Here is a 24,705-nt window from a genome sequence, read left to right as displayed (position 1 = left end):
TTCAGGCCGGCACGACGTTGGCCGCCTGCGAGCCCTTCGGGCCCTGCACCACCTCGAAGCTGACCCGCTGGCCTTCCTGCAGGGAACGGAATCCCTGCGAGCTGATGGCCGAATAGTGCACGAACACGTCGGCGCTGCCGTCTTCGGGGGCGATGAACCCAAAACCCTTGGCGTCGTTGAACCACTTCACGGTACCGAAACTCATGTCTTGCCCTCACATGCTGTAGGAACTGTCGTGCTCCGCGTGCCGATGTTTCGGTCCCGTGCACGGCCCGATTATGAACAAGGGCAAAACGGCTGACAATTACCCCAGCAGGGCTTCGAGCAGGCCGGGCAGGCCGGCGCTGGCGACCTCGACGTTGGCCAGCACTTCCTCGAGCGTGATCTCGGCGGCGTCACCGCAGCCCGCCGCCCAGTTCGCGACGATGGCCAGGCAGGCGTAGTCCAGGCCCAGCTCGCGGGCCAGCCCCGCTTCGGGCATGCCGGTCATGCCGACGAGGTCGCAGCCGTCGCGGCGCATGCGGGCGATTTCGGCGCGGGTTTCCAGGCGCGGTCCCTGGGTGGCGCCGTAACAGCCGCCGTCCACCAGCGCGACGCCGGCCTTCTTCGCCGCGGCCAGCAGGTCGGCGCGCAGCGACGGCGTGTACGGGTCGCCGAAGTCCACGTGCAGCACCTCGCCGCCCTCGCCGTCCCAGAAGCTGGAGGTGCGGCCCCAGGTGTAGTCGATCAGCTGGTCGGGCAGGCCCAGCACCTGCGGACCGTAAGCGTCGGTGATGCCGCCGACGGTGTTCACGGCCAGCACGCGGCACGCGCCCAGATCCTTCAGCCGCCACAGGTTGGCGCGGTAGTTCACCCGGTGTGGCGGCAGCGAATGGCCTTCGCCGTGGCGGGCCAGGAAGGCCACGCGGCGCCCTGCCAGCAATCCCACGCGCACGGGCCCGGAAGGCGCTCCGTAGGGTGTGTCGCCCTCGACGGCCTGCACGTTGGCAAGCGCCGCGAGTCGGTAGAGGCCGGTGCCGCCGATCACGGCGAGGTCGATGCCCGACATGGTCAATCCTTCAGCGCGTAGATGCCCGGCAGGTTGCGGCCCTGCTCGTAATAATCCATGCCGTAGCCGAACACGTAGCGGTCCGGCACTTCGACGGCGATGTGCTGCGCCTCGACGCCGGCGACGCGGCGGTCGTGGCGCTTGAGCGCCATCACCGCGACCCGGGTTTCGGCCGCCCCCTGCTCCTGGCACCAGTCGAGGATGGCCTTGAGCGTATGGCCTTCGTCGAGGATGTCGTCGGCCACCAGCACCCGCCGGCCCTGCAGCGGCGTCGCCGGGCGGTGCCGCCATTCCAGCCCGCTGCCCTGGGTGGCGCCGCGGTAGCGCGTGGCGTGAAGGTAGTCGAACTGCAGGTCCGTCTTCATGGCCATCGCCAGCTGCGCGGCGAACGGCAGGCCGCCGTGCATCACGGTCAGCAGCAGCGGGCGCTCTCCGGGTGTGCCGGCATAGGCCTGGTCGATTTCACCGGCGATGCGTTCGATGCCGGCTTGCACCGCCTGCCGGTCGAACAGCAGGTCGGACCGGGCCAGCGCGGCCCCGAGGTCGTGGGACATGTCAGGCAACTCCTTGCTCGATGCTTCGCAGCGCAGCGCGGGCCCCATCGTAACGCGGCTCCGCCAGCAGCGTTTCCCAGGCCGGGAACCGGCGCGCGAACAGCGGCGCCAGCAGGCCGGCCGGCGCGGGCTCGCGATCGGCGACCGCTTGCAGCGAATCGGCCACCAGCGCCGGCGTGCACACCAGCACGGCGTCGCAGCCGGCGTCGAGGTGGGCATCGATGCGTGCCTTCACGCCACCGGCGGATTCGGCCGCGGCCATGCCGATGTCGTCGCTGAAGACGACGCCGCCAAAGCCCATGTCGCGGCGCAGGATGTCGCGGATCCAGCGCGGGGAATAACCCGCCGGTTCGGGCGCGACCGCCGGGTACTTCACGTGCGCCATCATCACCGCCTCGGCGCCGGCGTCGATGCCGGCGGCGAAAGGCACCAGGTCCAGCGCCTGCAGGTCAGCCAGCGGGCGCGGATCGACGGCATCGTCGAAGTGCGTGTCCTCGAGCACCGAGCCGTGGCCCGGGAAGTGTTTGATGGTCGCGGCCATGCCGGCTTCGTGCAGGCCGGCGACATAGGCGCGGCAGAAGTCCGCGACGATGCCCGGCTCGGCGTGGAAGGCGCGGTTGCCGATCGCCAGGTTGCCGCGACCCAGGTCCACGACCGGCGCGAAGCTCAGGTCCAGGCCGGTGGCGAGGATCTCGCTGGCCATCAGCCAGGCGTGCTCGCGGGCCAGGGCCAGCGCGGCGTCCCGATCCGTCGCGTACAGGTGGCCGAAGCCTTCCAGCGCCGGCAAATCGGAATAACCCTCGCGGAAACGCTGCACGCGCCCGCCTTCCTGGTCCACGCACAGCAGCTGCGGACGCGGCGCGGCCTCGCGGATGGCCTGGCAGAGTTCGCCGGCCTGGGCGCGGGATTCGAAGTTGCGCTTGAACAGGATCACGCCCGACACCCGCGGGTCCTGCAGCCATTCCCGTTCCTCAGCCGACAGCGCCAGGCCGCCGATTCCAATCACCAGCATCAGGTTTTCTCCTGCGCGTTCCAGCGCGAATAGGGGCGCTCGGCCAGCGCCAGGTTGTACCAGCGGGTCTCGTCGGTGACTTCCCGGCCCAGCCAGGCGGGGCGTTCGAAAGCTTCGTCGGCGGACGCAAGTTCCAGCTCGGCCACGACCAGGCCGGCGTTGTCGCCGGCGAACTCATCCACTTCCCAGGTGTGGCCGGCGTGCACGACGTAGTGCCGCACCTTGTCGATGCGCCCGCCCACGCACAGCGCCAGCAGCGCCTCGGCGTCGGCCACCGGGATGGCGTAGTCGAATTCCTGCCGGGTGTGGCCGGGCTCGCGCGACTTGAGGTTGAGGAAGGCGGCGTCGCCGGCGATGCGCACGCGCACCGAGGCGTTCTGCCGGGCGTCGCGCAGCGCGGCCATGTCGTTGATGTAGCCCTGGGCCATGCGCACCGAGCGCGTCGCGCCTTCGCGCCAGCGCTCGTCGGTGACCAGGAACTTGCGTTCGATCTCGATGCCCATGGCCTATTTCTCGAACAGCGCGATCGATTCGACGTGCGCGGTCTGCGGGAACATGTCCATCGCACCCGCCGCCACGAGCCTGTAACCCCGCTCGCGCACCAGGAAGCCGGCGTCGCGCGCCAGCGAACCCGGGTGGCAGGACACGTAGACGATGCGACGGATGCCCTTGAGCGGCAGCTGCGCGAGCACCTCGGCGGCGCCGGCGCGCGGCGGGTCGAGCAGCAGCTTGTCGAAGCCGGCCTTCATCCAGGACTCGCCGGCCAGGTCCTTGGCGAGGTCGGCGGCGTGGAACTCGACGTTGCCGACCTGGTTGCGGTCGGCGTTTTCGCGCGCGCGCGCCACCAGCCCGGCGTCACCCTCGACGCCGACCACGTGGCCGGCGCGCCGCGCCAGCGGCAGCGTGAAATTGCCCAGGCCGCAGAACAGGTCGAGCACGCGGTCTTCGGGCTGCGGATCGAGCAGCTCCAGCGCGCGCCGGATCATCTTGTCGTTCAGGCCGGCGTTGACCTGGATGAAGTCCAGCGGCCGGAAGGCCAGGTGCAGGTCGAAGTCGGGCAGCGCGAAGGAAAGCTCCAGCTGCTCCGGCCAAAGCGGCTTCACCGTGTCGATGCCGCCCGGCTGCAGCAGCACCGCGAATCCGGTTTCCTTCGCGAACGCCACCAGGCGCGCCTGGTCGTCGGCCGACAGCGGCTCGAGATGGCGGAACACCAGCGCCACGCCCTGTTCGCCGGCGATGAACTCGATCTGCGGCAGCGTGCGCTTGCCGTCCAGGCTGTCCACCAGCGCCGACAGCGCCGGCAGGCGCTCGCCGATTTCCGGGATGACGGTGTGGCAGACCGACAGGTCGGCGACGAAGCGCGGGTTGCTTTCCCGGAAGCCCACGACCGTCTTGCCTTTCTTCTCCACGAAGCGCACCGAGAAGCGGCCCTTGCGCCGGTAGCCCCAGGCGGCGTCCACCAGGGGTTCGAGCACCTGGTCGGGGGCCACGTGGCCGATGCGCTGCAGGTTGTCCATCAGCACGCCGTGTTTGGCGGCGATCTGGCGCGATTCGGCAAGGTGCTGGAGCACGCAGCCGGCGCAGGTGCCGAAATGCGGGCAGCGCGGCTCGATGCGGTCGGGCGAGGCGACCAGCAGCTCGAGCGTGCGGCCCTCGTCGAAATGGCGGTTGCGGCCGGTCTGCTCGACCCGCACGGTTTCGCCGGGCAGCGCGCCGGTGACGAAGATCGCCTTGCCCTCGCGGTGGCCGACCCCGCGGCCGTCGTGGCTCAGGTCGGTGATCTCGATTTCGAAGGGCGGACGCTGCTTGAAACGGGTACGGGCCACGGGTGATGCCGAAAACAAAGGGGCGCGGATTGTCGCAAATCCGCGCCCCGGGTGCTTGCCGGACCCCTCGGATCCGGAAGGATTCGCGCCTGAAGGCGCTCCTACTTTTGTTTCCAGGAACCGTCGGCGGCCTGGTACCACCAGCCCGCGCGGGCGCTGGCGATCCACTGGCGCGAGAAGGTCTGGCGGATCTGGTCTTCCCACTCCGGGTGGTTATTGGCCACCGCGATCTCGCGATAGACGGCGTTGCGGTCGCGGTTGTCGTCGGCCACCAGCTGGTTCACCGCCACCCGGTCCTTCAGCGGCACCTTGCCGGCCTCGCGAAGCACCACCAGGCCGTCATTGCCGAACCCCAGGGCGCCGGTATCAAAATGCGGGCGCAGTCCGGACTGGAAGCGTTCGGCCATGCGGTCCTGGATCGCCTGGATGGCCGGCGTGCGGATCGTGATGTCGGCCTCTTGAGCGTGGGCCTGCGAAACCAGCAGGTTCAGCGGGCTCCAGCGCTGGCGCGCCGGCGGGACCCAGGCCTGGGGTTCACTCCCCTCGTCCGAGGCCTTCTCGTCGAGCACCTTTTCCACGAATTCCTCGGCCGCCTGCTGGGCCTCGGCCGCCGGGAAGTAGACGTTGATCGTGACGCAGGCACCGAGCGCAAACACCGCCAGCGCCAGCATCGGCGCGAGCAGCCGCCGCTTGAGATTCTTGCCCATTGTCTTGTCCTCTATTGGATGACCGGGGTTTGCCCTTCGGTGGCCGCCTTCAGGCGGTCCACCAGCGTGGGCCAGTCGACGCGGCGGCGGAAGCCCACCACCTGGATGCGTGGCAGGCCCGCTCCCTGCACGATGGTATAGCCATCACCCGCTGAATCCACGCCGTCCATCTGGCAGACGTTGTCGCGAAGCCGGCAGGCCAGGCCCAGGCGCGCGTAGCGGAAGTCGTCGAACAGCCGCAGGGCCTGCGCCTGCAGGCCGCCCATCAGCCCGCCACCGCCGCCGACCTTCGAAATGTCCTCGACCGCGCGCTGGCTGATCCGTCGCCGTCCGCGATAGTCCGGATCCGACTGCAGGCGGGCGTCGAAGGCCACCGGCGACCAGTCCACCATGCGCAATCCGGCGATGCGGCCATCGAGCCGGCCGGTGATCGAACCAAACCCGAACGCGGCGGTCAGCGGCTCGAGGTCGATGTCCTCGATCACCACGTCTGCCGACAGCGTCGGCGCGACGCCGAAGGGCCGCTCCATTTCCAGGCTCGACAGGGCCACCGAGCCTCCGAACAGCTGCATGGTCAGTCCACCGTCCAGCGCCAGCCGGTTGTCCTGGTACCTGGCCGCCGGAATGCGGCCGCTGATGCTGCCCTCGAAGTCCGGCCAGCCCAGGCGCTGGGACAGGCTGCCCAGGTCCAGGTCCTGCAGGGTCGCCCCCAGCGCAAAGCGGATGCCCTGCCCGTCCGAGGGCGGTTGCCAGCGCAGGTGGTCCAGGCGCAGCTGGCCCTCGAGCACGGGGACCGACACCGGCTCGCGCAGCTGCAGCTGGCCACCGGCGCCGTCGAAGCCCAGGCGGGCATGGCCGAGTCCGATCCCGAACAGCGCCGCGCTGTCCCAGGCCAGCTCGCCGGGCGCGGCCTCGCCGCCGGCATTCCAGCGCAGGTTGCCGTGCAGGCCCGCCAGCGTGAAGCGCTGGCGCGGGTCGATGGCATTCAGGCGTTCGAGGCCCACCGACATCGCGCGCCACTCGCCACCGACGAGGCGAAGCCGCGCCTGCAGTCCGCCGGTGAGCACCAGGTCGGCAAAACCGGCCGGCGCGAGGAAACCGCTGAGGTAGCGCTCGCGCGCGGTCGCGAGCCCGTCGAGGGCAAGCCTGAGGTCGAGGTCCGTCGGCGCATTGCCGGCACCCAGCCGCGCCGAGCCGCTGGCCCGCAGCACGCCCTCGTCCCGCCAGGAAAAGGCCGGCAGGTCCCAGCCCCCGCCCGGTCGCGGCGACATCTCCACGTCCACCTGGACCGGTGACGCCGGCAGGGGCACGTACAGGTTGCCGACGAGGAACTCGCCGCCCCGCGCGGTGTAGGCGACGCGGGTCAGCGGCCGTCGTTCGTCACCGTTGTAATCCACCTGCAGCCGGCCCTGCATGCCGGCGGCGGCCAGCCAGCCGTCGGGTGTTTCCAGGCCCACGTCCGCGAGCGCGAGGTCGGCATCGACGGAGAGAGCATCGCCGGTCACCACGGTCACGCTGCCGGCAAGGCGGCCACCGGTCCACTGGCCGTCTTCCCACAGCGTCGACAGGAAGGCCCGCAGCCAGGCCACGGGCACCGCGCGAAGGTCGACCCGGTGCCGGTCGGGCGCGCCGGCGCGCCAGGCGTAGTCGAGGCCGCTGCCCTGCGTCGCCAGCGCCGCGTCGATGCTGGCCGCGGAGAACGACACAGCCAGCGAACCGCTGCCGCCCGTCGCAGCCACCGGCCCTTCGCAGCGCAACTGGCCCTGCCCGTCGCGCGCCAGCGGACAGCGCCAGCGAACCGCCCGCAGGTCCTGGCCCAGCGACGGCACCTGCAGGCGCGCCGCTTCCAGGCCCAGTTCACCGGTCGCCGCGCCGTCCGGCCAGTCCAGGCTGACCCGGACGTCGCTTAGGCTGGCGGCTTCATTGCGCACCGCGCCCACCTGCAGCTGCAGCTCCCGGGCAGGCACCGCTTGCACCGCGGCCACCAGCATCACGCCGCACAGGAACTTGCCGAGTCGGGAAGGTCGCCGCATGCTGGCCAGCATAGTGCCTTTGCCACCGCGCCTGCTGCTGCTCGAAGACGACCCCGCCAGCGCGGCCGCGCTGCAGGCGGGCCTGTTGCCGCTGCCGGCCGCCGTGGACCTGGCCACCAACGTGGCCGACGCCGACGCGCTGGCAACCCGAGGCACGCACGCCCTGTGGCTGTTCGACCTGCAGCTTCCCGATGGGCGCGGCGATGAGCTCCTTGCCCGCCTGCGCGACCGCGGGCTGCACACGCCGGCCCTGGCGCTGAGCGCCGACCCGGACGCGATGCCGCGCGGTTTCCAGCGGATCCTGGCGAAACCCCTGGCCCTGGCCGAACTTCGCGCCGCCGTCGCGGCGCTGCTGCCGCCGGAACAGCTGCCGCCCTGGGACGAGGTCGCCGCCCTGGCCGCAGTCGCCGGCCAGGCCGCCGCGCTGCAGACACTGCGCCACCTGTTCCTGGAAGAACTTCCGGACCAGCGACGGCAGGTGGTTCAGGCCTGCCGGGCCGGCGACGAAGCCGGTGCCCGCGCCATCCTGCACCGGCTCAAGGGCGGCTGTGGTTTCGTCGGCGCCCTGCCCCTGCTGGCAGCGGTCCGGAGCCTGCACGCGGCGCCCCTGGATGCCCCTGCCCTGCTTCGTTTCGAGGCGTGCTGCGACCGCCTGCTCGGCGGCGCCTGAGCGGGCTCAGTCGCGTCCCAACCGCGCCAGTTCGGACAGCAGGCCCCAAGACTTCAGCCCGGTCGGGCCCAGGTGGGTGGCCAGCACGCCGCGCAGTGCGCCGCGCAGTTCCTGCAACTGCTCCGGCGGCGGCTGCCGGTCCTGGGCCAGCGCCATCAGTGCCGCGCCCGAGGTCGATCCGGGCGCATGGCTGCGGTCGCGCAGCGCACCGCGTTCGGCGTCGAGCAGGTAGCGCGCGGCCGGGTCGAGCGGTTCGCCGTCCTCGCCTTCTTCGAAGGACAGGCCGTAACCGAGCAGTTCCAGCAGGTCGCGTTCGAAGCGCCGCAGCTCCCAGGCCAGGACCGGACTCTCGCCGAGCCGCGCACGCAGTTCGCCGTAGCGTTCGAACAGTTCGGGCGCCGGGTCGTTGCGCGGCAGCAGGCGCAGCACGAGTTCGTTGACGTAGAAGGCGGCCATCAGCGCGTCGCCGGCCAGGCGCGGCGCGGCGTCAATGGCCTCGGCCTGCAGCAGCCGGGCCAGTTCGCCGCGCGGCAGGAAATCTGCACGAAGCTGCTGCAGCGGCTGCAGGGCGGCGCGCAGCGGATGGCGCCTGGCGCCCTGCACGCCGCGCGCGACCACGCCGACCCGGCCGTGATCACGGGTCAGCAGTTCCACGATCAGGCTGGTTTCGCGCCAGGGGCGCGCGTGCAGCACGAAGGCCGGCTGCGCGAGCACGCGCATGGTTCAGTCCGAATAGCCGAAACGCCGCAGCGCGGCCTCGTCGTCCGACCAGCCCTCGCGCACGCGGCACCAGGTCTCAAGGAAGACCTTGCGGCCGAACAGGCGCTCCATGCCGATGCGGGCGCCGGTGCTGATGGCCTTCATGCGTTCGCCGCCCTTGCCGATGACGATGGGCTTCTGGCCCTCGCGCTCGACCCAGACGATGGCGGCGATGCGCAGCATCTCGCCGTCTTCCTCGAAGCGCTCGATCTCCACCGTGGTCGAATACGGCAGCTCCTCGCCCAGGCGCAGCATCAGCTGTTCGCGCACCAGTTCGCCGGCCAGGAAACGCTCGCTGCGGTCCGTGATTTCATCTTCGCCGTACAGCGGCGCCGACTCGGGCATCAGGTAAAGCAGGTCCTTGACCAGGACGTCGAGACCCTTGGACTTGAGCGCGGACACCAGGTGCACCGAGGCGAACAGGCGCTCGCGCGTGACCTCGGCGATGAAGGGCAGCAGCGCCGTCTTGTCCGCCATCTTGTCGACCTTGTTGACCACCAGGGCGACGGGCACGCCGGCGGCATGCAGGGCGCCGTAGGCGAGCGCGTCCTCTTCGGTCCAGCGGCCGGCCTCGATCACCAGCGCGGCGGCATCGACGCCCTCGACGGCGCCGCGCGCGGCGCGGTTCATCATGCGGTTCATGGCCCGCTTCTGTTCGCGGTGGATGCCGGGGGTGTCGACCAGCAGCAACTGCCCGTTCTCGAAGCTGGCGATGCCCAGCAGGCGGTGGCGCGTGGTCTGGGGCCGCGGCGAGACGATGCTGACCTTGGCACCGACCAGGGCGTTGACCAGGGTGGACTTGCCGACATTGGGGCGGCCGAGCACGGCGACGGTGCCGGCACGGTAGGGAGTGGATTCGGCGGGGGTCACTTGGGCTCCAGCGTCGCCAGGACGCGTTCGGCGGCGAGTTGTTCGGCGGCACGCAGGGAGCTGGCCTCGGCCTCTTCCTCGCGCGGGGGTTCGGTGGTTTCGCAGGCGACGTGGAAGACGCGCGCGTGGTCGTCGCCGGTGGTGGCGATGAGGCGGTAGTTCGGGCGCGGCAGCTGGCGCCCCTGAAGCCATTCCTGCAGCCGGGTCTTGGGGTCTTTTTCGGCCTTGCCGGTGGGCAGTTCGTCCAGCGAGGTTTCGAACCAGGCCAGCACCGCGGTCCGGCAGGCCTCGAAGCCGGCATCAAGATGGATGGCGCCGATGATGGCCTCGACGGCGTCGGCCAGGATCGAATCGCGGCGGTGGCCGCCGCTCTTCATCTCGCCGGGCCCGAGCTCGAGCCGGTCGCCCAGCTGCAGGCGGCGCGCCAGCTCGGCCAGCGAGGACTCGCGCACCAGGCTGGCGCGGGCGCGCGTCAGCGTGCCTTCGTCGGCCTTGGGCCAGCGTGCGTAAAGCGCCTCGGCGACGACCAGGTTGAGCAGGGCGTCGCCGAGGAATTCCAGGCGCTCGTTGTGCGGCGAACCGGCGCTGCGGTGCCGGAGGGCCTGTTGCAGCAGTTCGGGTGATCTGAAACGGTGGCCGAGCGGGTCGGTCACTCGCCCGGTCGGCCCTGGAGCTGCACGGTCTTGTCGAACTTGCCGACGATGTCGAGGTTGCCGAACAATGCGACGCGCTTCTCGTAGGCAATGTTGAGTTTGCTGACGCCCTTGTCGCGAATGACCTTGATGTCGTCCTTCTCCACCGATTCGATGTAGGCGATGCCGAAGCGACGGTTGAGCTCACTCTGCAGCTGCTGCGGAGAATTGGAGGCCGAGTTCGGCTGCGCCGCGTATTCCTCCATCACCTTCGTCAGGTTGTAGTACTCGCTGTACATCGGGAACAGCTTCATGATGACCAGGGCGAAGAAGCCCACCACCACCAAGACGATCACGAAGCTCATCAATGTCATGCCACGCGGCTTGCTAACCATGTCCACTCCCCCGGGGATTGCCCCATTCAGCGGATGGTATCGCCAATCCGGGTGTAGTCAAACGCCCCGGTGCAGAACCAGCCCTCGCAGTTGAGCCAGATCGCGAACGCCCTGCCGACGAGGTTCTTCTCCGGGACGAAGCCCCAGTAGCGGCTGTCCTCGCTGCGGTCCCGGTTGTCGCCCATGGCGAAATAGTGGCCGGCCGGCACCTCCCAGACGCCTTCGGCGCGGGGGCTGGAGAACGGGCTGGTTTCCAGGGTGGCATGCACTCGGCCGTCGAGGTCGACCTCGAACCGGGTCGCGCCGGTCATCGCCCGGCCCTGGCCCGAGCCGACGTACACCCCGGCGGCCTGCTTGGGCACGGGTTCGCCGTTGACGTACAGGACCTGGTCGCGGAACGTGATCTGGTCGCCCGGCAGGCCAACGATGCGCTTGATGTAGTCCGCGCCGGCCGTCGGGTCGTCCGGCCCCATGCCCGGATAGCGGAACACCACCACGTCGCCGCGCTCAGGGGAGCCGACCTCGACGATCTTGGTGTTGATCACCGGCAACCGGATGCCATAGGCGAACTTGTTGACCAGGATGAAGTCGCCGACCAGCAGCGTCGGCATCATCGAGCTGGACGGGATGCGGAAGGGTTCGGCCAGGAAGCTGCGCAGCACCAGCACGATGAAGATGATCGGGAACAGCTGGCGGGCGTAGTCCACCAGCACCGGCTCGTGCACTTCCTCGCCTTCGCCCTGCATCAGGCGGCGCTTCGGGGCGAAGACGAGGCGGTCGATGAGCCACACCAGGCCGGTCAGCGCGGCCAGGGAGGTCAGGATCAGGGCAAGGTCGATTTTCACGCGTCGGGAGTCCTCGCGGCGGGGGCCGCCTACTTGTTGTCCATCTGGAGCACGGCCAGGAACGCTTCCTGCGGGATTTCCACCCGACCCACCTGCTTCATGCGCTTCTTGCCTTCCTTCTGCTTCTCAAGGAGCTTCTTCTTGCGGGTGGCGTCACCGCCGTAACACTTGGCCAGCACGTTCTTGCGCATGGCCTTGACGGTCGAGCGCGAGATGATCTGCGAGCCGATGGCGGCCTGGATGGCGACGTCGAACATCTGCCGGGGAATGAGCTCGCGCATCTTTTCGCACAGCTCGCGGCCGCGCCGGTCGGCGTGGCTGCGGTGCACGATCAGCGACAGCGCATCGACCTTGTCGCCGTTGATCAGCGTGTCCAGGCGCACGAACGGACCCGCCTCGAAGCGCTCGAAGTGGTAGTCCAGCGAGGCGTAGCCGCGAGACACCGACTTGAGCCGGTCGAAGAAGTCCAGCACCACCTCGGCCATCGGCAGCTCGTAGCTGATCTGCACCTGGGAACCGAGGTAGGTGATGCCGATCTGGCGACCGCGCTTCTCTTCGCAGAGCTTGATGATGTTGCCGATGTATTCCTCGGGCGTGAGGATGTTGGCGCGGATGATCGGCTCGCGGATCTCGTCGATCTTGTTGACCGGCGGCAGCTTGGACGGGTTGTCCAGCGGCAGGATGCTGCCGTCGGTGGCCAGCACCTCGTAGATGACCGTCGGCGCGGTGCTGATCAGGTTCAGGTCGTACTCGCGCTCCAGGCGCTCCTGCACGATTTCCATGTGCAGCATGCCCAGGAAGCCGCAGCGGAAGCCGAAGCCCATGGCTTCCGAACTCTCGGGCTCGAAGCGCAGCGCGGCGTCGTTGAGGCGCAGCTTTTCCAGCGCTTCGCGCAGCGACGGGTAGTCGTCGGCGTCCACTGGGAACAGGCCGGCGAAAACGCGCGGCTGCATTTCCTGGAAGCCCGGCAGCGGCTTCGGCGCCGGATCCCCGGCCAGCGTGACCGTGTCGCCGACCGGCGCGCCGTGCACGTCCTTGATCGAGGCATTGATCCAGCCCACTTCGCCGGCGCCGAGCTTGTCGAGCAGCTTGCGCTTGGGCGTGAACACGCCGACCTGGTCGACCTGGTGGGTGCGGCCGGTGGACATCACCAGCAGCTTGTCGCCGGGCTTGATCTCGCCCTGCATGACGCGCACCAGCGAAACCACGCCCAGGTAGTTGTCGAACCACGAGTCGATGATCAGCGCCTGCAGCTTGTCGGTGTCGCGCGGCTTCGGCGGCGGGATGCGCTTGACGATTGCCTCCAGCACGTCCTGCACGTTCAGGCCGGTCTTGGCGCTGATCGCCACCGCGTCCGAGGCGTCGATGCCGATCACGGCCTCGATCTCGGCCTTGGCCCGGTCGATGTCGGCCGTGGGCAGGTCGATCTTGTTGAGCACCGGCACCACTTCCAGGCCCTGTTCGACCGCGGTGTAGCAGTTGGCCACCGACTGCGCCTCGACGCCCTGGGCCGCGTCCACCACCAGCAGTGCGCCCTCGCAGGCCGCCAGCGAGCGGCTGACTTCATAGCTGAAGTCCACGTGGCCCGGCGTGTCGATGAAGTTGAGCTGGTAGGTGACGCCGTCCTTCGCGGTATAGGGCAGCGACACGGACTGCGCCTTGATGGTGATGCCACGCTCGCGCTCGATCGGATTCGAGTCGAGCACCTGGGCCTCCATCTCGCGCGCCTGCAGGCCGCCGCACAGCTGGATGATGCGGTCGGCGAGCGTGGACTTGCCGTGGTCCACGTGGGCGATGATGGAAAAATTGCGGATGTGCTGCATGCGGGGCGGTCGGGTTACCGGTACGTGGCCATAAACGGGCCATTATCGCACAGCGCCCCCGGCCGGGCCCGCGGGGGGCCGGCCGGGGGGACAAAGGCGTCAGCGCAGCACGAAGCTGACGAACCCGGTGCTGCGGGCGTTGCGGACCAGCAGCCGGACCTCGTCGCCGGTCTTGAGGCCCTTGGCCGCCGCTTCGAACTCGGCCACGGAGCCGACGTCCTGCTGGCCCAGCCGCAGGATCACGTCGCCAGGCGCCAGGCCGGCCTGGCGGGCGGCCAGGCCGGTCACGCGCGACAGCAGCACGCCCTCGCCCGCGCCGAGACCCATCGCCGAGCGGGCCGCGGCGTCCAGGGCCTCGACCTCCAGGCCCAGCGGATTGGCCGCCGCGTCCGGCGCCGCCGGACGATCCGCCGGGTCGGCCGCACCGGCTGCCGCCAGGTCCAGGGCCGACAGGGTGACCACCAGGTCACGCGCCTTGCCGTCCCTCACCACCGTCACCGTCGCGCGGCTGCCCGGCGGCAGCGCGCCGACCATCGGCGGCAGCGACGCCGAACGCGGCACTTCGCGGCCATTGAAGCGCGTGATCACGTCACCGGGTCGGATGCCGGCCTTGTCGGCGGCACTGCCGTTCTCGACCGAATCGACGAAGGCACCGGTGGGACGGTCCAGCCCCAGCTCCTTGAGCCTTTCGCGGTCCACGTCCTGGATACGCACGCCGAGCTGGCCGCGGGTCACCTTGCCGGTCTCGCGCAGCTGGCGCACCGCGTTCATCGCCACCTCGATCGGGATCGCGAAGCTCACGCCCATGTAGCCGCCGGAGTTGGAAAAGATCTGCGAGTTGATGCCGACGACTTCGCCGCGGGTGTTGAGCAGCGGACCGCCGGAATTGCCGCGGTTGATCGCCACGTCGGTCTGGATGAATGGCACGTACTGCTGGCTCGGATCGAGCGAACGCCGGCCGACGCCGCTGACGATGCCCGCGGTGACCGAATGTTCGAAACCGAAGGGCGAACCGATCGCCAGCACCCACTGGCCGGCCTTGAGGTTGCGCGAATCACCGGTCCTGAGCACCGGCAGGCCACGCCCTTCGACCTTGAGCAGCGCGACGTCGGACAGCGGATCGGAGCCGACCAGTTCAGCCACGAGCTCGTTGCGGTCGCTCAGGCGCACGATGATGCGGTCGGCGCCGTCGACGACATGGTGGTTGGTCAGCACGTAGCCGTCGCTGGAAATGATGAAGCCGCTGCCTTGCGAGATCCCGCCGCGCGGCGAACGGTCGGGCATGCCCGGCATGCCGGGCTGGCCGAAGAAGCGACGGAAGAACTCGGGCATCTGCTCGGGCGTCGGCCCGGCACCTTCGCGCGCCAGCTCGTCGTCCTCGCCACCGCGGCCGCCGCTGGTGGCCTCGATGTTGACCACCGCCGGACCGACCGCCTCCACCAGGCGGGTGAAGTCGGGCAGGTTCACGACCGGCGCCTCCAGCGTCGTTTCGCCAGCGGTCGCCGAATCACGCGTTTGCGCCAGCAGGCCAGGCGACACGGCCGCAAGCGCCGCCGCAAGGACCAGGGCGCGCGGAATCGGGTTTTTCATTGGCGGTTTCTCCCTTCCGGATCAAAGTGGTTTTCGGCCCTGGCCGCGAGGATCTCGGGCCGGGGCAGGCGGGGCTTGGAAAAGCGCGCCACCAGCAAAGTTCCCGACAGCAGGCCGAGCAGGGTCAGCAGGTCCGCGTGGCGTCCCCAGGCCAGCCCAAGCCCCTGGCCCAGCGCGGCACCGGCGAGCAGGCCGGCGAGCACGCGCCCGTAGCCACGCCAGGCGGCCTGGCGCAGGGCCTGGTCGTCCAGTCGCAGGCGAAGGCGCCGTCCGGGCGGAAAACCGGCGACGTCGTCGACCTCGAGTTCGAAATCCCCGCCACCGTCGCCGGCGAACAGGCTGCAGCGCCCGCCGCAGCCGCCGGCGCAGCCGTGGCAGGCACTGCCGAGCAGGCGCAGCGACAGTCGCCGGTCGCTGGCACCGACCACCTCGGCCTCGCGTTCAGCCATCCGCCGGCACCGACCTCAGGGTGCGCGCGAACCGGTCCACCGTCGCCGCCGGCACCTTGCCGATGGCCAGCACCTGCCAGCCGTCGAGCCAGAACGAGTGCACGTTGACGGCGCCGCGCTGCCGGCGCGATTCCCCGCGCAGGCCGCGGTCCACGCGTTCGACGTAGACCGACACGCTGGCCAGTCCGTCGCTGTAAAGCAGGTGCGCCCCCTCGTCGGGCAGGGGCCGCACGGCGCGCAGCCGGAAGCCCGGCGGTGGCACCGGCACCTTCCAGCGGGCGGGGACGCTGCGGCCCGGCGGCAGGCTCGAAACCGGTTCCACGGAAGCCGGGGCGGAAGGCACCAGGTCCGCATCGGCCGGCCGCCGGCCCAGGCGGATGTCGGTGAAGGCCACCTGTTCGATCGACTGGCCCTCCCCGTCGAGCAGGTCCATGCGCAGCGGCAGTCCGCTGCGCTTCTCGAGCCACAGACGGTAGCCGTAGCGCCAGCGATCGGTGGCCAGTACGTCGATGCGCTGCACGGCATGGCCGGCGACCCGGCCGTCGTTGCCCAGTCGCGCGCGGTACCCGGCGAGCCCCGCGGCCTCGGACACGGCGAGCGCCTCGCTCCAGCGCCCCGCCTGCCCCATGTCGTAGGCGACCGGGGCATTGCCGGTGCCGATCCACATGACGCGGCTGCCGTCGCGGATCACTTCGCGCGGCGGACCACTCAGCGCGACCACGCGCTCGCGCTCGCGACCCGCGTCGACCCGGTGGAAAACCCGCAGCGTGTCGACCTGCCCGCCCGCCACCACCACCAGCGTGCCCTGGTAGTCGAGCCCGCGAAGCGCGGGCCCGACCCGGGCCAGCCAGCCGGCGGCATCCGCCGAGGCCAGCGCGACGGGCGCCAGCAGCAGCAGGGTGGCGGTCAGCAGGGCCCGTTTCACCGGCGGTCTTGTTCGCCGTCCCCGCGGCCGGCCCCGGCCTCGGACTGGCCGTGGGCGACGACGTCCACGGAAGGCAGCAATCCGCCCAAGCCATCGGAGGCCATCAGGGCGTTATGCCGGACCAGGTAGGACGCCACGGCGCGATCGCCCTGCTCCAGCGGCGATCGCGGCCAGGGGCGGGCAGACGGTTCGTCGGCAATGCCGGCCGCCAGTTCGCGGATGTCCTGGCGCGGCACCGGCGAAACCCGGGCCACCGGTACGTCCAGGGCCAGGGGAGGCAGCGGCGCCTGGCTGCGCGCCAGCTCGGGCGCCGGCGGCAGGCCCGGCGAGCCGCCCTGCCCCACCAGGCCCGGCAGCAGGGCCAGGCCCAGCACCGCCGCCGCAATGCCCGCGGCCCAGGGCCAGCGATGGCCCGGGCGCCGGGTCGGCTCTTCGCGAATCGCCGCGGCCACGCGCTCCGCCATGCCCGCCGGCATCAGGCGCAGGGGCTGCCCGCGCAGGCTGGCCGACGCGAGCTGCCAGCGCTCCACCTGCGCCTGCAGTGCCGGTTCATTGGCGATGCGACGCTCCAGGAAGCGGGCCTGGTCCGGCGGCAGTTCGCCGTCGATCCAGGCGCACAGGTCTTCAAGCAGTTTCTGGTCGGGCGGGGTCATGGGCGGACTCGCTCTGTATCCATCAGGGGGCGCAAGCGGGCATCGATGGCCTCGCGGGCGCGGAAAATCCGGGAACGCACGGTGCCGATCGGGCACTGCATCAGCTGGGCGATTTCTTCGTAGCTCAGGCCGTCCACCTCGCGCAGGGTGATGGCCTGGCGCAGTTCCTCGGGCAGGCCGGCGACGGTCTCGGTCACCGTCTGCTCGATTTCCTCGCGCAGCAGCTGGTGCTCGGGGGTGTCGTGGTCGTGCAGGCGTCCGGCACCGGCATGGTGCTCGGCGTCCTCCGCGGCGATGTCGGCGGTGGGCGGGCGGCGGCGGGTGGCGGCGAGGTGGTTCTTGGCGGTGTTCACGGCGATCCGGTAGAGCCAGGTATAGAACTGGGCGTCGCCACGGAAGCCCGCCATCGCGCGATAGGCGCGGATGAAGGCCTCCTGGGCAATGTCCTGGACCTCGGCGTGGTCGGGCACGAAGCGATAGATGACGGCGCCGATCCGGTGCTGGTACTTGCGCACCAGAAGGTCGAACGCCGCGTTGTCGCCTGCCTGAACACGCTTGACGAGGGCCAGGTCCTGTTCGTTGTCGCCCATCCGGGCCGCTGCTCCTGCGGCCATCCGGGCCGCTCCATGGACATCCGTAACCCGGGAAAGTTCCGTCCGGCCCGCGACCGGCGTTGACCCCCCGGGGTCCCACCGGGATGATACGGGCTTCCTTCCCTACTCCCACGTATGGAGCCCGCCATGTTCGACGGACTTCGCCTCGCCCATTGGCAGGCCGACAATCGCCCCGACGGCATCCTGGTGCTGACGCTCAATCGCGCCGACCAGAACGTCAATGCCCTCAGCCGCGCCGTGCTCGACGAACTCGAGGCCATGGTCGAGCGCATCGCGCTCGAGCCGCCCAAGGGCGTGGTGATCATTTCCGGCAAGGCCGCCGGCTTCATTCCCGGCGCCGACATCAAAGGGTTCGGGGACATCGCCGCGAAGGGCCAGACCGAAGCCTGGATCCGTCACGGCCAGCTGGTGTTCCAGAAACTCGCCGAACTGCGCTGCCCGACCGTCGCCGCGATCCACGGCCACTGCATGGGCGGCGGTACCGAGATCGCCCTGGCCTGCCGCTACCGGATCGCCAGCCGCGACGAAAAGACCCGCATCGGCCTGCCTGAGATCAAGCTCGGCATCTACCCCGGCTGGGGCGGCAGCGTGCGCGCCCCGCGCCTGGTCGGCGCGCCAGCGGCGATGGACCTGATGCTGACCGGCCGCAGCCTGTCGGCGTCGGCGGCCAGGGCCATGGGCCTGGTGGACAAGGTGGTCGAACCGGCGCTGCTGCTCGAAGAGGCGGTGAAGCTGGCCCAGCGCGGCACCAAACGTCCGTTCAAGCAGCGTTTCCTGGCCTGGGCCACGAACACCGGACCGGCCCGTGCGCTGCTGGCGCCGCAGATGCGCAAGCAGGTCGCCCGCAAGGCGCGCAAGGAACACTACCCGGCGCCCTACGCACTGATCGACACCTGGCGCCGCAGCGGCGGCCTGGGCGTGCACGCGGCGCTCAAGGCCGAGGCGAAGTCGGTGGTGAAGCTGGCCGGCACGCCGACCGCGCATAACCTGGTGCGGGTGTTCTTCCTGATGGACCGGCTCAAGAGCCTGGGCGGGAAAGACCATGGCATCCAGAAGGTGCACGTCATCGGCGCCGGCGTGATGGGCGGCGACATCGCTGCCTGGTGCGCGCTGCGCGGCTTCGAGGTGACGCTGCAGGACCGCGAGATGAAGTACGTGCAGCCGGCGCTCGATCGCGCGGCCAAACTCTTCGAGCGCAAGGTCAAGGACGAGGCCAGGCGCAAGGCCACCAGCGAACGCCTCAAGGCCGACGTGGAAGGTGCGGGCGTGGCCCAGGCCGACCTGGTGATCGAGGCGATCTTCGAAAACCTGGAAGCCAAGCAAGCGCTGTTCGCGAAGGTCGAGGAGACGCTGAAGCCGGGCGCGCTGCTGGTCAGCAATACCTCGTCGATTCCGCTCGAGCAGCTGCGCGAGGGCCGCAAGGACCCGTCGCGTTTCGCCGGCCTGCACTACTTCAACCCGGTGGCGCTGATGCCGCTGGTCGAGATCGTGCAGCACGATGCCATGGCCGAAGAAACCGAGCGTCGCCTGGCGGCCTTCTGCCGTGCGATCGACAAGCTGCCGGTGCCGGTGGCGGGCACGCCGGGTTTCCTGGTCAACCGCATCCTGGCGCCCTACATGCAGGAAGCGATCATCGCGTTCTCGGAAGGAATCCCGGGCCCGGTGATCGACAAGGCGGCGCTGAAGTTCGGCATGCCGATGGGTCCGATCGAGCTGGTGGACACCGTCGGCCTCGACGTCGCCGCCTCGGTTGGCAAGATCATGGCCGACTTCCACGGGCAGGCGCTTCCGGATGCGTTCAAGGTCGAAGAAGGCAAGCGTGGCAAGAAGGACGGCCAGGGCCTGTACAAGTGGGAGGACGGCAAGCCGGTGAAACCGCCGGTGCCGGCCGACTACACGGCGCCCGATGACCTGGAGGACCGCCTGATCCTGCCGCTGCTCAACGAAGCGGTGAGCTGCCTGCACGACGGGGTGGTCGCCGACGCGGACCTGCTGGACGCGGGCGTGATCTTCGGCACCGGCTTCGCGCCCTTCCGCGGCGGTCCGATCCAGCACATCCGCGCGGTCGGCGCGGCCAAGCTCAAGGCCCGCCTGCAGGAACTGGCCGCCAGGCACGGCGACCGCTTCACCCCCCGCCCCGGCTGGGACGACCTGCAGTCCTGACCTCCCCCGGCGCTCCTGCGTTTTGCAGGAGCGCCTTCAGGCGCGAATCTTTTGCCCTTGCCCTTCGGCAAGCAGAGCGATTCGCGACCCTTTCGCGGGTGGAGGCAGCGTGCAGTCGCCCCGACGATTGACGAAGCCAAAGCTCTTCGACGCAAAGCGTCGGGCTTGCAACCTGCGGCCCGTGAAGAAGTGGGAGCGTCGTCGTGCACGCTATGTCCTCGACGAAACGGAGGACAGGATGTCCGTAGTGGCCGGCCGTGAGCTGGTCATGGATGACGCTTGCGACCGGCCGGGCGGCGAGGACGTAGCGTGCGCGGCGGCGCCTCCGACGAATTCAGCACGGACCGAACTGCTTGCCGAAAGGCAAGGGCAAAAGATTCGCGCCTGAAGGCGCTCCTACAGAACGCGGGCAAGGCAGGAGCTCAGGGACCGAAGTCCCTCCGACAAAATCAGGGGAAAAGGCGGCAGGGATTCAGCCGCCCCAGGCTTTGAAGTTGAGGAACTCGCGGCGGGTGCGGGGGCCGTGGGTGAGGAAGCTCGGGTCAGGGTCGTTGCGGTAGTTCTCGCGGGCCCGGGCCACTGCGTCGCCGCGCAGGTGCCGGTCCAGCACCTCGCGGGCCACCGGATAGATCTTCAGTGCGTTCAGGCCGAAGATCTTCGCCCGGATCGCCGGGGTGATTTCCGGATAGCCGTACCTGTCGCGCAGCTCCGCGCTGATCTGGAAGGTCCGGAACGCCTGGATCTGGTCCTGCGGGCTGCCGTACCAGATCGAATCCGTGCCCCACAGGATGTTGTCCTCGCCCAGGTGCAGCAGCAGCTTGCCCAGCGCATGCGCCGCCGAATCCGGATCGCGCATCAGGAAACGCCAGGTCGAGCCGAGCTCGGCATACACGTTGCTGCCCTCGCCCAGCCCTGCCTCGCGAACCGACGTCACCAGCGCGTCGATGCCGTCGGCACGTTTCGGGTCATAGGGACCTTCCGCCTTGTCGGTGACGAAACCCGAGTGGTAGATCAGGAAATTGACGTCCGGAAAACGCTTCGCCACCCGTCCGACGTCCGCACAGGTGCTGTATTCGTAGCTGCGCAGCCCGAAGGGCAGGCCCTTGTGGATCGCGATGTTGCGGATGTCGAGCCTGCGCGCTTTCTCGATCATCGCCAGGCCGGCATCGTCGTCCATCCAGAACCCGCGCTCGCCGTTGGGGCCCCACTGCGTGTAGGTCTTCCAGGCGCTGATCGGGAAGGACGCCGCCAACCGGTCCATGTCCTCGAGGTCGCCGGCCTGGTTCGGGTTCACGCGCCCATGCAGGAACAGCCGGTGCGTACCCTCCATCTTCTCGACGATCGCCGCCGTCGCCGCCGCCTCTTCGATCGTCAGCGGCTCGCCCTCGCGCGTCGACGGCACGAAGCTGAGCACCATCAGCGAGGTGTCGGAGTCCAGGAAGATGTCGCGCAGGAAGGCATCCGGGCCGAAGCACTGCAGGTGGTCCAGCCGGCCGCCCAACGAAGCCGCCGCGCAGCCCTCGGTGCCGAAGCCCGACAGCGGCCGGGCGCCCTCCGGAATCGCCCGGGTCCAGGCACCGGTCGGATTCACGAAATGACCCTGCACATCGAAGATGAACTCGTTGCCGGCAACCGCTGCTTCGGCCGCGGCCGGTTCCAGCGCCGCCTCGGCCGGGACCTGGAAAAAACCGCCGCGTTTGCCGGCTGATGCGTAGGCGGCGTTCATCGCCAGCAGGCTGCTGGCGGCGCCGCAGGCAGACACCAGGAAGCTGCGCCGGGACACCCCGAGCCGGCGCGCATTCAGTTCCGCCAGATCGTGGGCCAGCGCATTGGCGTGGTGGTGTTCGGGCGCCAGCGGCACCGGCGAGAACTCGCCGTTGCTGGTGCTGTCGAGCTTGACCGGCAGGCGCCTGCCGTCAGGATCCTGGCGCTGGCTCATGGGGGTCCCCCGCGTCTTTGAGCCGATCCTAGCGCCGTCGGTTGCCGCGCGTGTGAACCGGCCGCGCCCTCAGCCGCAGCCGACCAGCTTCAGGCGCTGGCCGGAGCGGATGACGTAGGGCGCCCGCAGCCCATTGGCCTTCGCCAGGGCGACCGGGCCCTCGCAGTCGTGCCGGCGCGCGATGCCGCTGAGGGTGTCGCCCGACTTCACCCGGTAGGTGCGCTCCGGCTTGCGGGTGGCGGTCGCGACGACGGTGGGCTTGCTGGCCGCCATCAGGTTCGCCGCCAGCTGCGCGCGCGGCCCGGCGACACAATGGGCCTGGTACTCGGGCGGCACGGCGACGGGCACGCGCAGCTCGGTGCCGGCGGCGATCGCCGCGTGCGGTTCGTAGCGCGGGTTGAGGTTGCGCAGGGCGCGGAAATAGCCATCGCGCGGGCCGCCCAGGCAGATCGACAGCTGGTAGATCGAGGCCGGGGCCTGCAGCTTCATCACCGTCGCGGCGCCGTCCACGGCCGGGAACTGCAGGCCGTACTCCTCCGGGTGCAGGAACAGCCAGGCCGCGGCCAGCACGTAGGGCACGTAGTCGCGGGTTTCCGGCGGCAGCTGGCCGTAGACCTGCGGGTCCCAGAAGGACCTGTCGCCGGCCTCGCGCTTGAGCCGCAGCGCCCTGCCCTCGCCGCCGTTGTAGGCGGCCACCGCGAAGGCCAGGTCGTCGCCGAGTTCGGCGAAACGTTCGTTGAAATACAGCACGCTGGCGCGCGCGGCCAGCTGCGGGTCGTAGCGGGTGTCGAAGCCGTCGCGCCAACCCAGGCCGAAGCGTGCGCCCGTGGCCGGCATGAACTGCATCGGCCCGGCGGCGCCCGCGCGCGAGACCGCGTGCACGCGGCCGTTGGATTCCTTGGCCAGGATGCCGAACAGCAGCGCTTCGGGCAGGCCGGCCTGTTCGTATTCGGGCCACATCAGGAAACGCATCTGCTGGTAGTTCTCCCAGCTGGTGATCAGCTGCGGGCGCATCCACGTCAGCCACTCGGCCATGGCCGCACGCACCGGCTCGTTGAGCTCGATCACCTCGCGCAGCTCGCGGCCGTTGAGCATCGCCACCGCGCGGCCGGAAGCCGGCATGGTCGCAAGCACGCCGCCCTCGCCCTGGCTGGCACCGGCCTCGCGCGGCGCGGCGAACCCTTCGCCGTCGCCGGCGAGCTGGGTCGCGCCGTGTTGAAGCAGGGCGTCATAGGCGCCGATGAAACGTTCGACGTCGCAGCCGCGCGTGTCCTCGCAGCGACGGGCGCCGTCCATCAGCGCCGCGGCGGCCTCGCGCATGGCCTCGCGGCCGGCCCCGGTCTCGCCCGCGCGAAGCTGGTCCAGGCCGGCACGGTAGGCCTCGCTGGCTTGCTCCAGCCCCTGGTACAGGACTTCGACCCGCTTGGGCGTGCGCTTGGCCCCGGCGTCGGTGGCGGCGAAAAGCGACAGCAGCAGAGCCGCCAGCAACAGGGAACGGGGCATCGGGGACTCACGGGCAAGGCGGATCAGGCGCGCAGCCTATCGGGCCGGGCGCCGTGCCGGCAAGGCGCGGGCTGCGGCTAGAATCGACCCAACCCCCAGCGGAGCTCCACCCGGATGAGCGACTTCCTGATCGGCAAGGGCGACCAGCCCGTCCACCTGCTTGGCAAGTACGGCAACCGCCACGGCCTGGTCGCCGGCGCCACCGGCACCGGCAAGTCGGTCACGCTGATGGTGATGGCCGAAGGCTTCTCACGCCTGGGCGTGCCGGTGGTGATGGCCGACGTGAAGGGCGACATCGCCGGCCTGGCGATGCCCGGCACCATGAACGAGAAGATCGCGCAGCGGGTGCAGCAGATCGGCATCGAGGGTTATACGAACGAAGCCAGCCCGGTGGTGTTCTGGGACCTGTACGGCAAGCTCGGACACCCGCTGCGCACGACCGTGTCGGAAGTCGGGCCGCCGCTGATGTCGCGCATGCTCGAACTCAACGACACCCAGTCGGGGGTGATGGACATCGCCTTCAAGCTGGCCGACGACCATGGCCTGCTGCTGCTCGACCTCGACGACCTGCGCGCCCTGCTCAACCACGTCACCGAGAACCGCGCGGAGATCTCCAAACAGTACGGCCTGGTCAGCCCGCAGTCGGTCGGCGCCATCCAGCGCGCCCTGCTGCGCCTGGAGCAGGACGGTGGCAAGCAGTTCTTCGGCGAACCGGCCGTGCAGCTGGCCGACCTGATGCGCCAGGACATGTCCGGCCGCGGCGTCATCAACCTGATCGCGGCCGACCAGCTGATCCTGCGCCCGCGCCTGTATTCGAGCTTCCTGCTGTGGCTGCTGAGCGAGCTGTTTGAAACGCTGCCCGAGGTCGGCGACCTGGACGTGCCGAAGCTGGTGTTCTTCTTTGACGAAGCGCACCTGCTGTTCGACGACTGCCCGCCGGCGCTGCGCCAGCGCGTCGAGCAGGTGGTGCGCCTGATCCGTTCGAAGGGCGTCGGCGTCTATTTCTGCTCGCAGAATCCCGACGACATTCCCGACGAAGTGCTGGGCCAATTGGGCAACCGGGTCCAGCACGCCCTGCGCGCCTTCACCCCGCGCGACCAGAAGGCCGTGCGCGCGGCCGCCGAGACCTTCGTGCAGAACCCGAAGGTGGACGTCGCCAAGGCCATCGGCGAACTCGGCGTCGGCGAGGCGCTGGTGTCGATGCTGATGGCCAAGGCCGTGCCGATGCCGGTGGAACGGGCTCTGATCTGCCCGCCGCGCTGCCGCATGGGTGCGATCACCGACGAAGAGCGCGCGCTGGTGCGTTCACGCAGTCCGGTGGGCGGAAGGTACGACACGGCGGTGAATCGCGAGTCGGCCTTCGAGATGCTGGCTGCGCGCGCCGAACAGGCGGCCGCCACCGCAACGCCGTCGGCGAAGCAAGGCGGCCCGGCGCCGAAAGCCGAGCCCGAGCAGAAATCCAGGTTCGAGGAATTCCTCTGGGGCACCAAGCGCCGCCAGGGTGCGGTCGAAGCCGCCGCCAAGTCGGCCACGCGTACGGTGGCCAACGGCATCGGCCGGCAGATCCTGCGCGGGCTGCTGGGCGGACTGCTGGGCGGCAAGCGCTAGCCGGCTGGGGACGGGTGCAATTTCCAGAGGAAATTGCACCCGTCCCCTTTCCCGTCAGCGCCCTCCGCCGCCACCTCCGCCGCCACC

Annotated in this window: 24 protein-coding genes; 3 read left to right on the top strand and 21 right to left on the bottom strand. The window is 70.0% G+C overall.

The window, feature by feature from the left end:
• Position 1: 1 nt before the first annotated feature.
• The 8 genes from ACE3TE_RS07565 to ACE3TE_RS07530 all read right to left on the bottom strand — a co-directional run bounded on the left by ACE3TE_RS07565 (position 2) and on the right by ACE3TE_RS07530 (position 7,180).
• The gene (locus tag ACE3TE_RS07565; protein WP_374603695.1) at positions 2-205 is read right to left on the bottom strand and encodes a cold-shock protein; all 204 of its coding nucleotides are present in this window, start codon (positions 203-205) and stop codon (positions 2-4) included.
• A 99-nt stretch (positions 206-304) separates the two neighbouring features.
• Entirely contained in the window at positions 305-1,048 is a 744-nt protein-coding gene (locus ACE3TE_RS07560; protein ID WP_374603693.1) for an S-methyl-5'-thioinosine phosphorylase, read from the bottom strand.
• A gap of 2 nt (positions 1,049-1,050) precedes the next feature.
• Complete coding sequence (locus ACE3TE_RS07555; protein WP_374603691.1) at positions 1,051-1,602, bottom strand: hypoxanthine-guanine phosphoribosyltransferase; 552 nt, start codon at positions 1,600-1,602, stop codon at positions 1,051-1,053.
• 1 nt (position 1,603) lies between these two features.
• Entirely contained in the window at positions 1,604-2,614 is a 1,011-nt protein-coding gene (nagZ, locus tag ACE3TE_RS07550) for a beta-N-acetylhexosaminidase (RefSeq protein WP_374603689.1), read from the bottom strand.
• On the bottom strand, positions 2,614-3,117 hold the full coding sequence (locus ACE3TE_RS07545; RefSeq protein WP_374603687.1) for a CYTH domain-containing protein: 504 nt from the start codon (positions 3,115-3,117) through the stop codon (positions 2,614-2,616). The genes nagZ and ACE3TE_RS07545 overlap by 1 nt, the downstream gene beginning before the upstream one ends.
• Positions 3,118-3,120: 3 nt before the next feature.
• A complete protein-coding gene (gene rlmD / locus ACE3TE_RS07540; RefSeq protein WP_374603685.1) occupies positions 3,121-4,440 on the bottom strand; it encodes a 23S rRNA (uracil(1939)-C(5))-methyltransferase RlmD in 1,320 nt (439 codons plus the stop codon).
• Positions 4,441-4,541: 101 nt separating this feature from the next.
• Positions 4,542-5,147 (bottom strand): YdbL family protein, encoded by a 606-nt coding sequence (locus ACE3TE_RS07535; protein ID WP_374603683.1) that lies wholly within the window; start codon positions 5,145-5,147, stop codon positions 4,542-4,544.
• Positions 5,148-5,158: 11 nt separating this feature from the next.
• Positions 5,159-7,180 (bottom strand): hypothetical protein, encoded by a 2,022-nt coding sequence (locus ACE3TE_RS07530; RefSeq protein ID WP_374603681.1) that lies wholly within the window; start codon positions 7,178-7,180, stop codon positions 5,159-5,161.
• On the opposite strand from ACE3TE_RS07530, the gene ACE3TE_RS07525 reads away from it, so the two are divergent.
• Positions 7,179-7,850 (top strand): response regulator, encoded by a 672-nt coding sequence (locus ACE3TE_RS07525; protein WP_374603680.1) that lies wholly within the window; start codon positions 7,179-7,181, stop codon positions 7,848-7,850. The two genes, ACE3TE_RS07530 and ACE3TE_RS07525, sit on opposite strands and share 2 nt — an antisense overlap.
• A gap of 6 nt (positions 7,851-7,856) precedes the next feature.
• Here ACE3TE_RS07525 and recO read toward each other — a convergent pair whose 3' ends face one another.
• From recO to rpoE, 11 genes are all read right to left on the bottom strand, one after another.
• On the bottom strand, positions 7,857-8,570 hold the full coding sequence (gene recO / locus ACE3TE_RS07520) for a DNA repair protein RecO (RefSeq protein ID WP_374603678.1): 714 nt from the start codon (positions 8,568-8,570) through the stop codon (positions 7,857-7,859).
• A gap of 3 nt (positions 8,571-8,573) precedes the next feature.
• Positions 8,574-9,479, bottom strand: a complete 906-nt coding sequence (gene era, locus ACE3TE_RS07515) for a GTPase Era (protein WP_374603676.1) — start codon at positions 9,477-9,479, stop codon at positions 8,574-8,576.
• Positions 9,476-10,132 (bottom strand): ribonuclease III, encoded by a 657-nt coding sequence (gene rnc / locus ACE3TE_RS07510; RefSeq protein WP_374603674.1) that lies wholly within the window; start codon positions 10,130-10,132, stop codon positions 9,476-9,478. The genes era and rnc overlap by 4 nt, the downstream gene beginning before the upstream one ends.
• A complete protein-coding gene (locus ACE3TE_RS07505; protein ID WP_374603672.1) occupies positions 10,129-10,506 on the bottom strand; it encodes a DUF4845 domain-containing protein in 378 nt (125 codons plus the stop codon). The genes rnc and ACE3TE_RS07505 overlap by 4 nt, the downstream gene beginning before the upstream one ends.
• Before the next feature lie 26 nt (positions 10,507-10,532).
• Positions 10,533-11,345: a signal peptidase I gene (gene lepB / locus ACE3TE_RS07500; protein WP_374603792.1), complete on the bottom strand. Its 813-nt coding sequence runs from the start codon at positions 11,343-11,345 to the stop codon at positions 10,533-10,535.
• A 35-nt stretch (positions 11,346-11,380) separates the two neighbouring features.
• Positions 11,381-13,174 carry a translation elongation factor 4 gene (gene lepA, locus ACE3TE_RS07495; protein ID WP_374603670.1) on the bottom strand — a complete coding sequence of 598 codons (1,794 nt, stop codon included), beginning with the start codon at positions 13,172-13,174 and terminating at the stop codon, positions 11,381-11,383.
• A 99-nt stretch (positions 13,175-13,273) separates the two neighbouring features.
• Positions 13,274-14,764 (bottom strand): Do family serine endopeptidase, encoded by a 1,491-nt coding sequence (locus ACE3TE_RS07490; protein ID WP_374603668.1) that lies wholly within the window; start codon positions 14,762-14,764, stop codon positions 13,274-13,276.
• Positions 14,761-15,213, bottom strand: a complete 453-nt coding sequence (locus tag ACE3TE_RS07485; RefSeq protein WP_374603666.1) for a SoxR reducing system RseC family protein — start codon at positions 15,211-15,213, stop codon at positions 14,761-14,763. Before ACE3TE_RS07485 ends, ACE3TE_RS07490 begins: the two co-directional genes overlap by 4 nt.
• On the bottom strand, positions 15,206-16,138 hold the full coding sequence (locus ACE3TE_RS07480; RefSeq protein WP_374603664.1) for a MucB/RseB C-terminal domain-containing protein: 933 nt from the start codon (positions 16,136-16,138) through the stop codon (positions 15,206-15,208). The genes ACE3TE_RS07485 and ACE3TE_RS07480 overlap by 8 nt, the downstream gene beginning before the upstream one ends.
• Complete coding sequence (locus ACE3TE_RS07475; protein WP_374603662.1) at positions 16,135-16,791, bottom strand: RseA family anti-sigma factor; 657 nt, start codon at positions 16,789-16,791, stop codon at positions 16,135-16,137. The genes ACE3TE_RS07480 and ACE3TE_RS07475 overlap by 4 nt, the downstream gene beginning before the upstream one ends.
• Complete coding sequence (rpoE, locus tag ACE3TE_RS07470; protein ID WP_374603660.1) at positions 16,788-17,381, bottom strand: RNA polymerase sigma factor RpoE; 594 nt, start codon at positions 17,379-17,381, stop codon at positions 16,788-16,790. The genes ACE3TE_RS07475 and rpoE overlap by 4 nt, the downstream gene beginning before the upstream one ends.
• A gap of 150 nt (positions 17,382-17,531) precedes the next feature.
• Between rpoE and ACE3TE_RS07465 the strand changes: the two genes are divergently transcribed.
• Complete coding sequence (locus tag ACE3TE_RS07465; protein ID WP_374603658.1) at positions 17,532-19,568, top strand: 3-hydroxyacyl-CoA dehydrogenase NAD-binding domain-containing protein; 2,037 nt, start codon at positions 17,532-17,534, stop codon at positions 19,566-19,568.
• Between the two features lie 472 nt (positions 19,569-20,040).
• Here the strand turns inward: ACE3TE_RS07465 and ACE3TE_RS07460 are convergent, their stop codons facing one another.
• Positions 20,041-21,507, bottom strand: a complete 1,467-nt coding sequence (locus ACE3TE_RS07460) for an amidohydrolase family protein (RefSeq protein ID WP_374603656.1) — start codon at positions 21,505-21,507, stop codon at positions 20,041-20,043.
• 69 nt (positions 21,508-21,576) lie between these two features.
• Positions 21,577-23,010 carry a transglycosylase SLT domain-containing protein gene (locus ACE3TE_RS07455; protein ID WP_374603654.1) on the bottom strand — a complete coding sequence of 478 codons (1,434 nt, stop codon included), beginning with the start codon at positions 23,008-23,010 and terminating at the stop codon, positions 21,577-21,579.
• 114 nt (positions 23,011-23,124) lie between these two features.
• On the opposite strand from ACE3TE_RS07455, the gene ACE3TE_RS07450 reads away from it, so the two are divergent.
• Entirely contained in the window at positions 23,125-24,618 is a 1,494-nt protein-coding gene (locus ACE3TE_RS07450) for a helicase HerA-like domain-containing protein (protein ID WP_374603652.1), read from the top strand.
• The last annotated feature ends 87 nt before the right edge of the window (positions 24,619-24,705 follow it).

Origin of the sequence: Arenimonas sp. (genome assembly GCF_041919775.1) — a bacterium.
Classification (GTDB): Bacteria; Pseudomonadota; Gammaproteobacteria; order Xanthomonadales; family Xanthomonadaceae; genus Arenimonas.
Note: the sequence above shows the minus strand (reverse complement) of the source record. Positions and strands in the feature narration are given on the sequence as shown.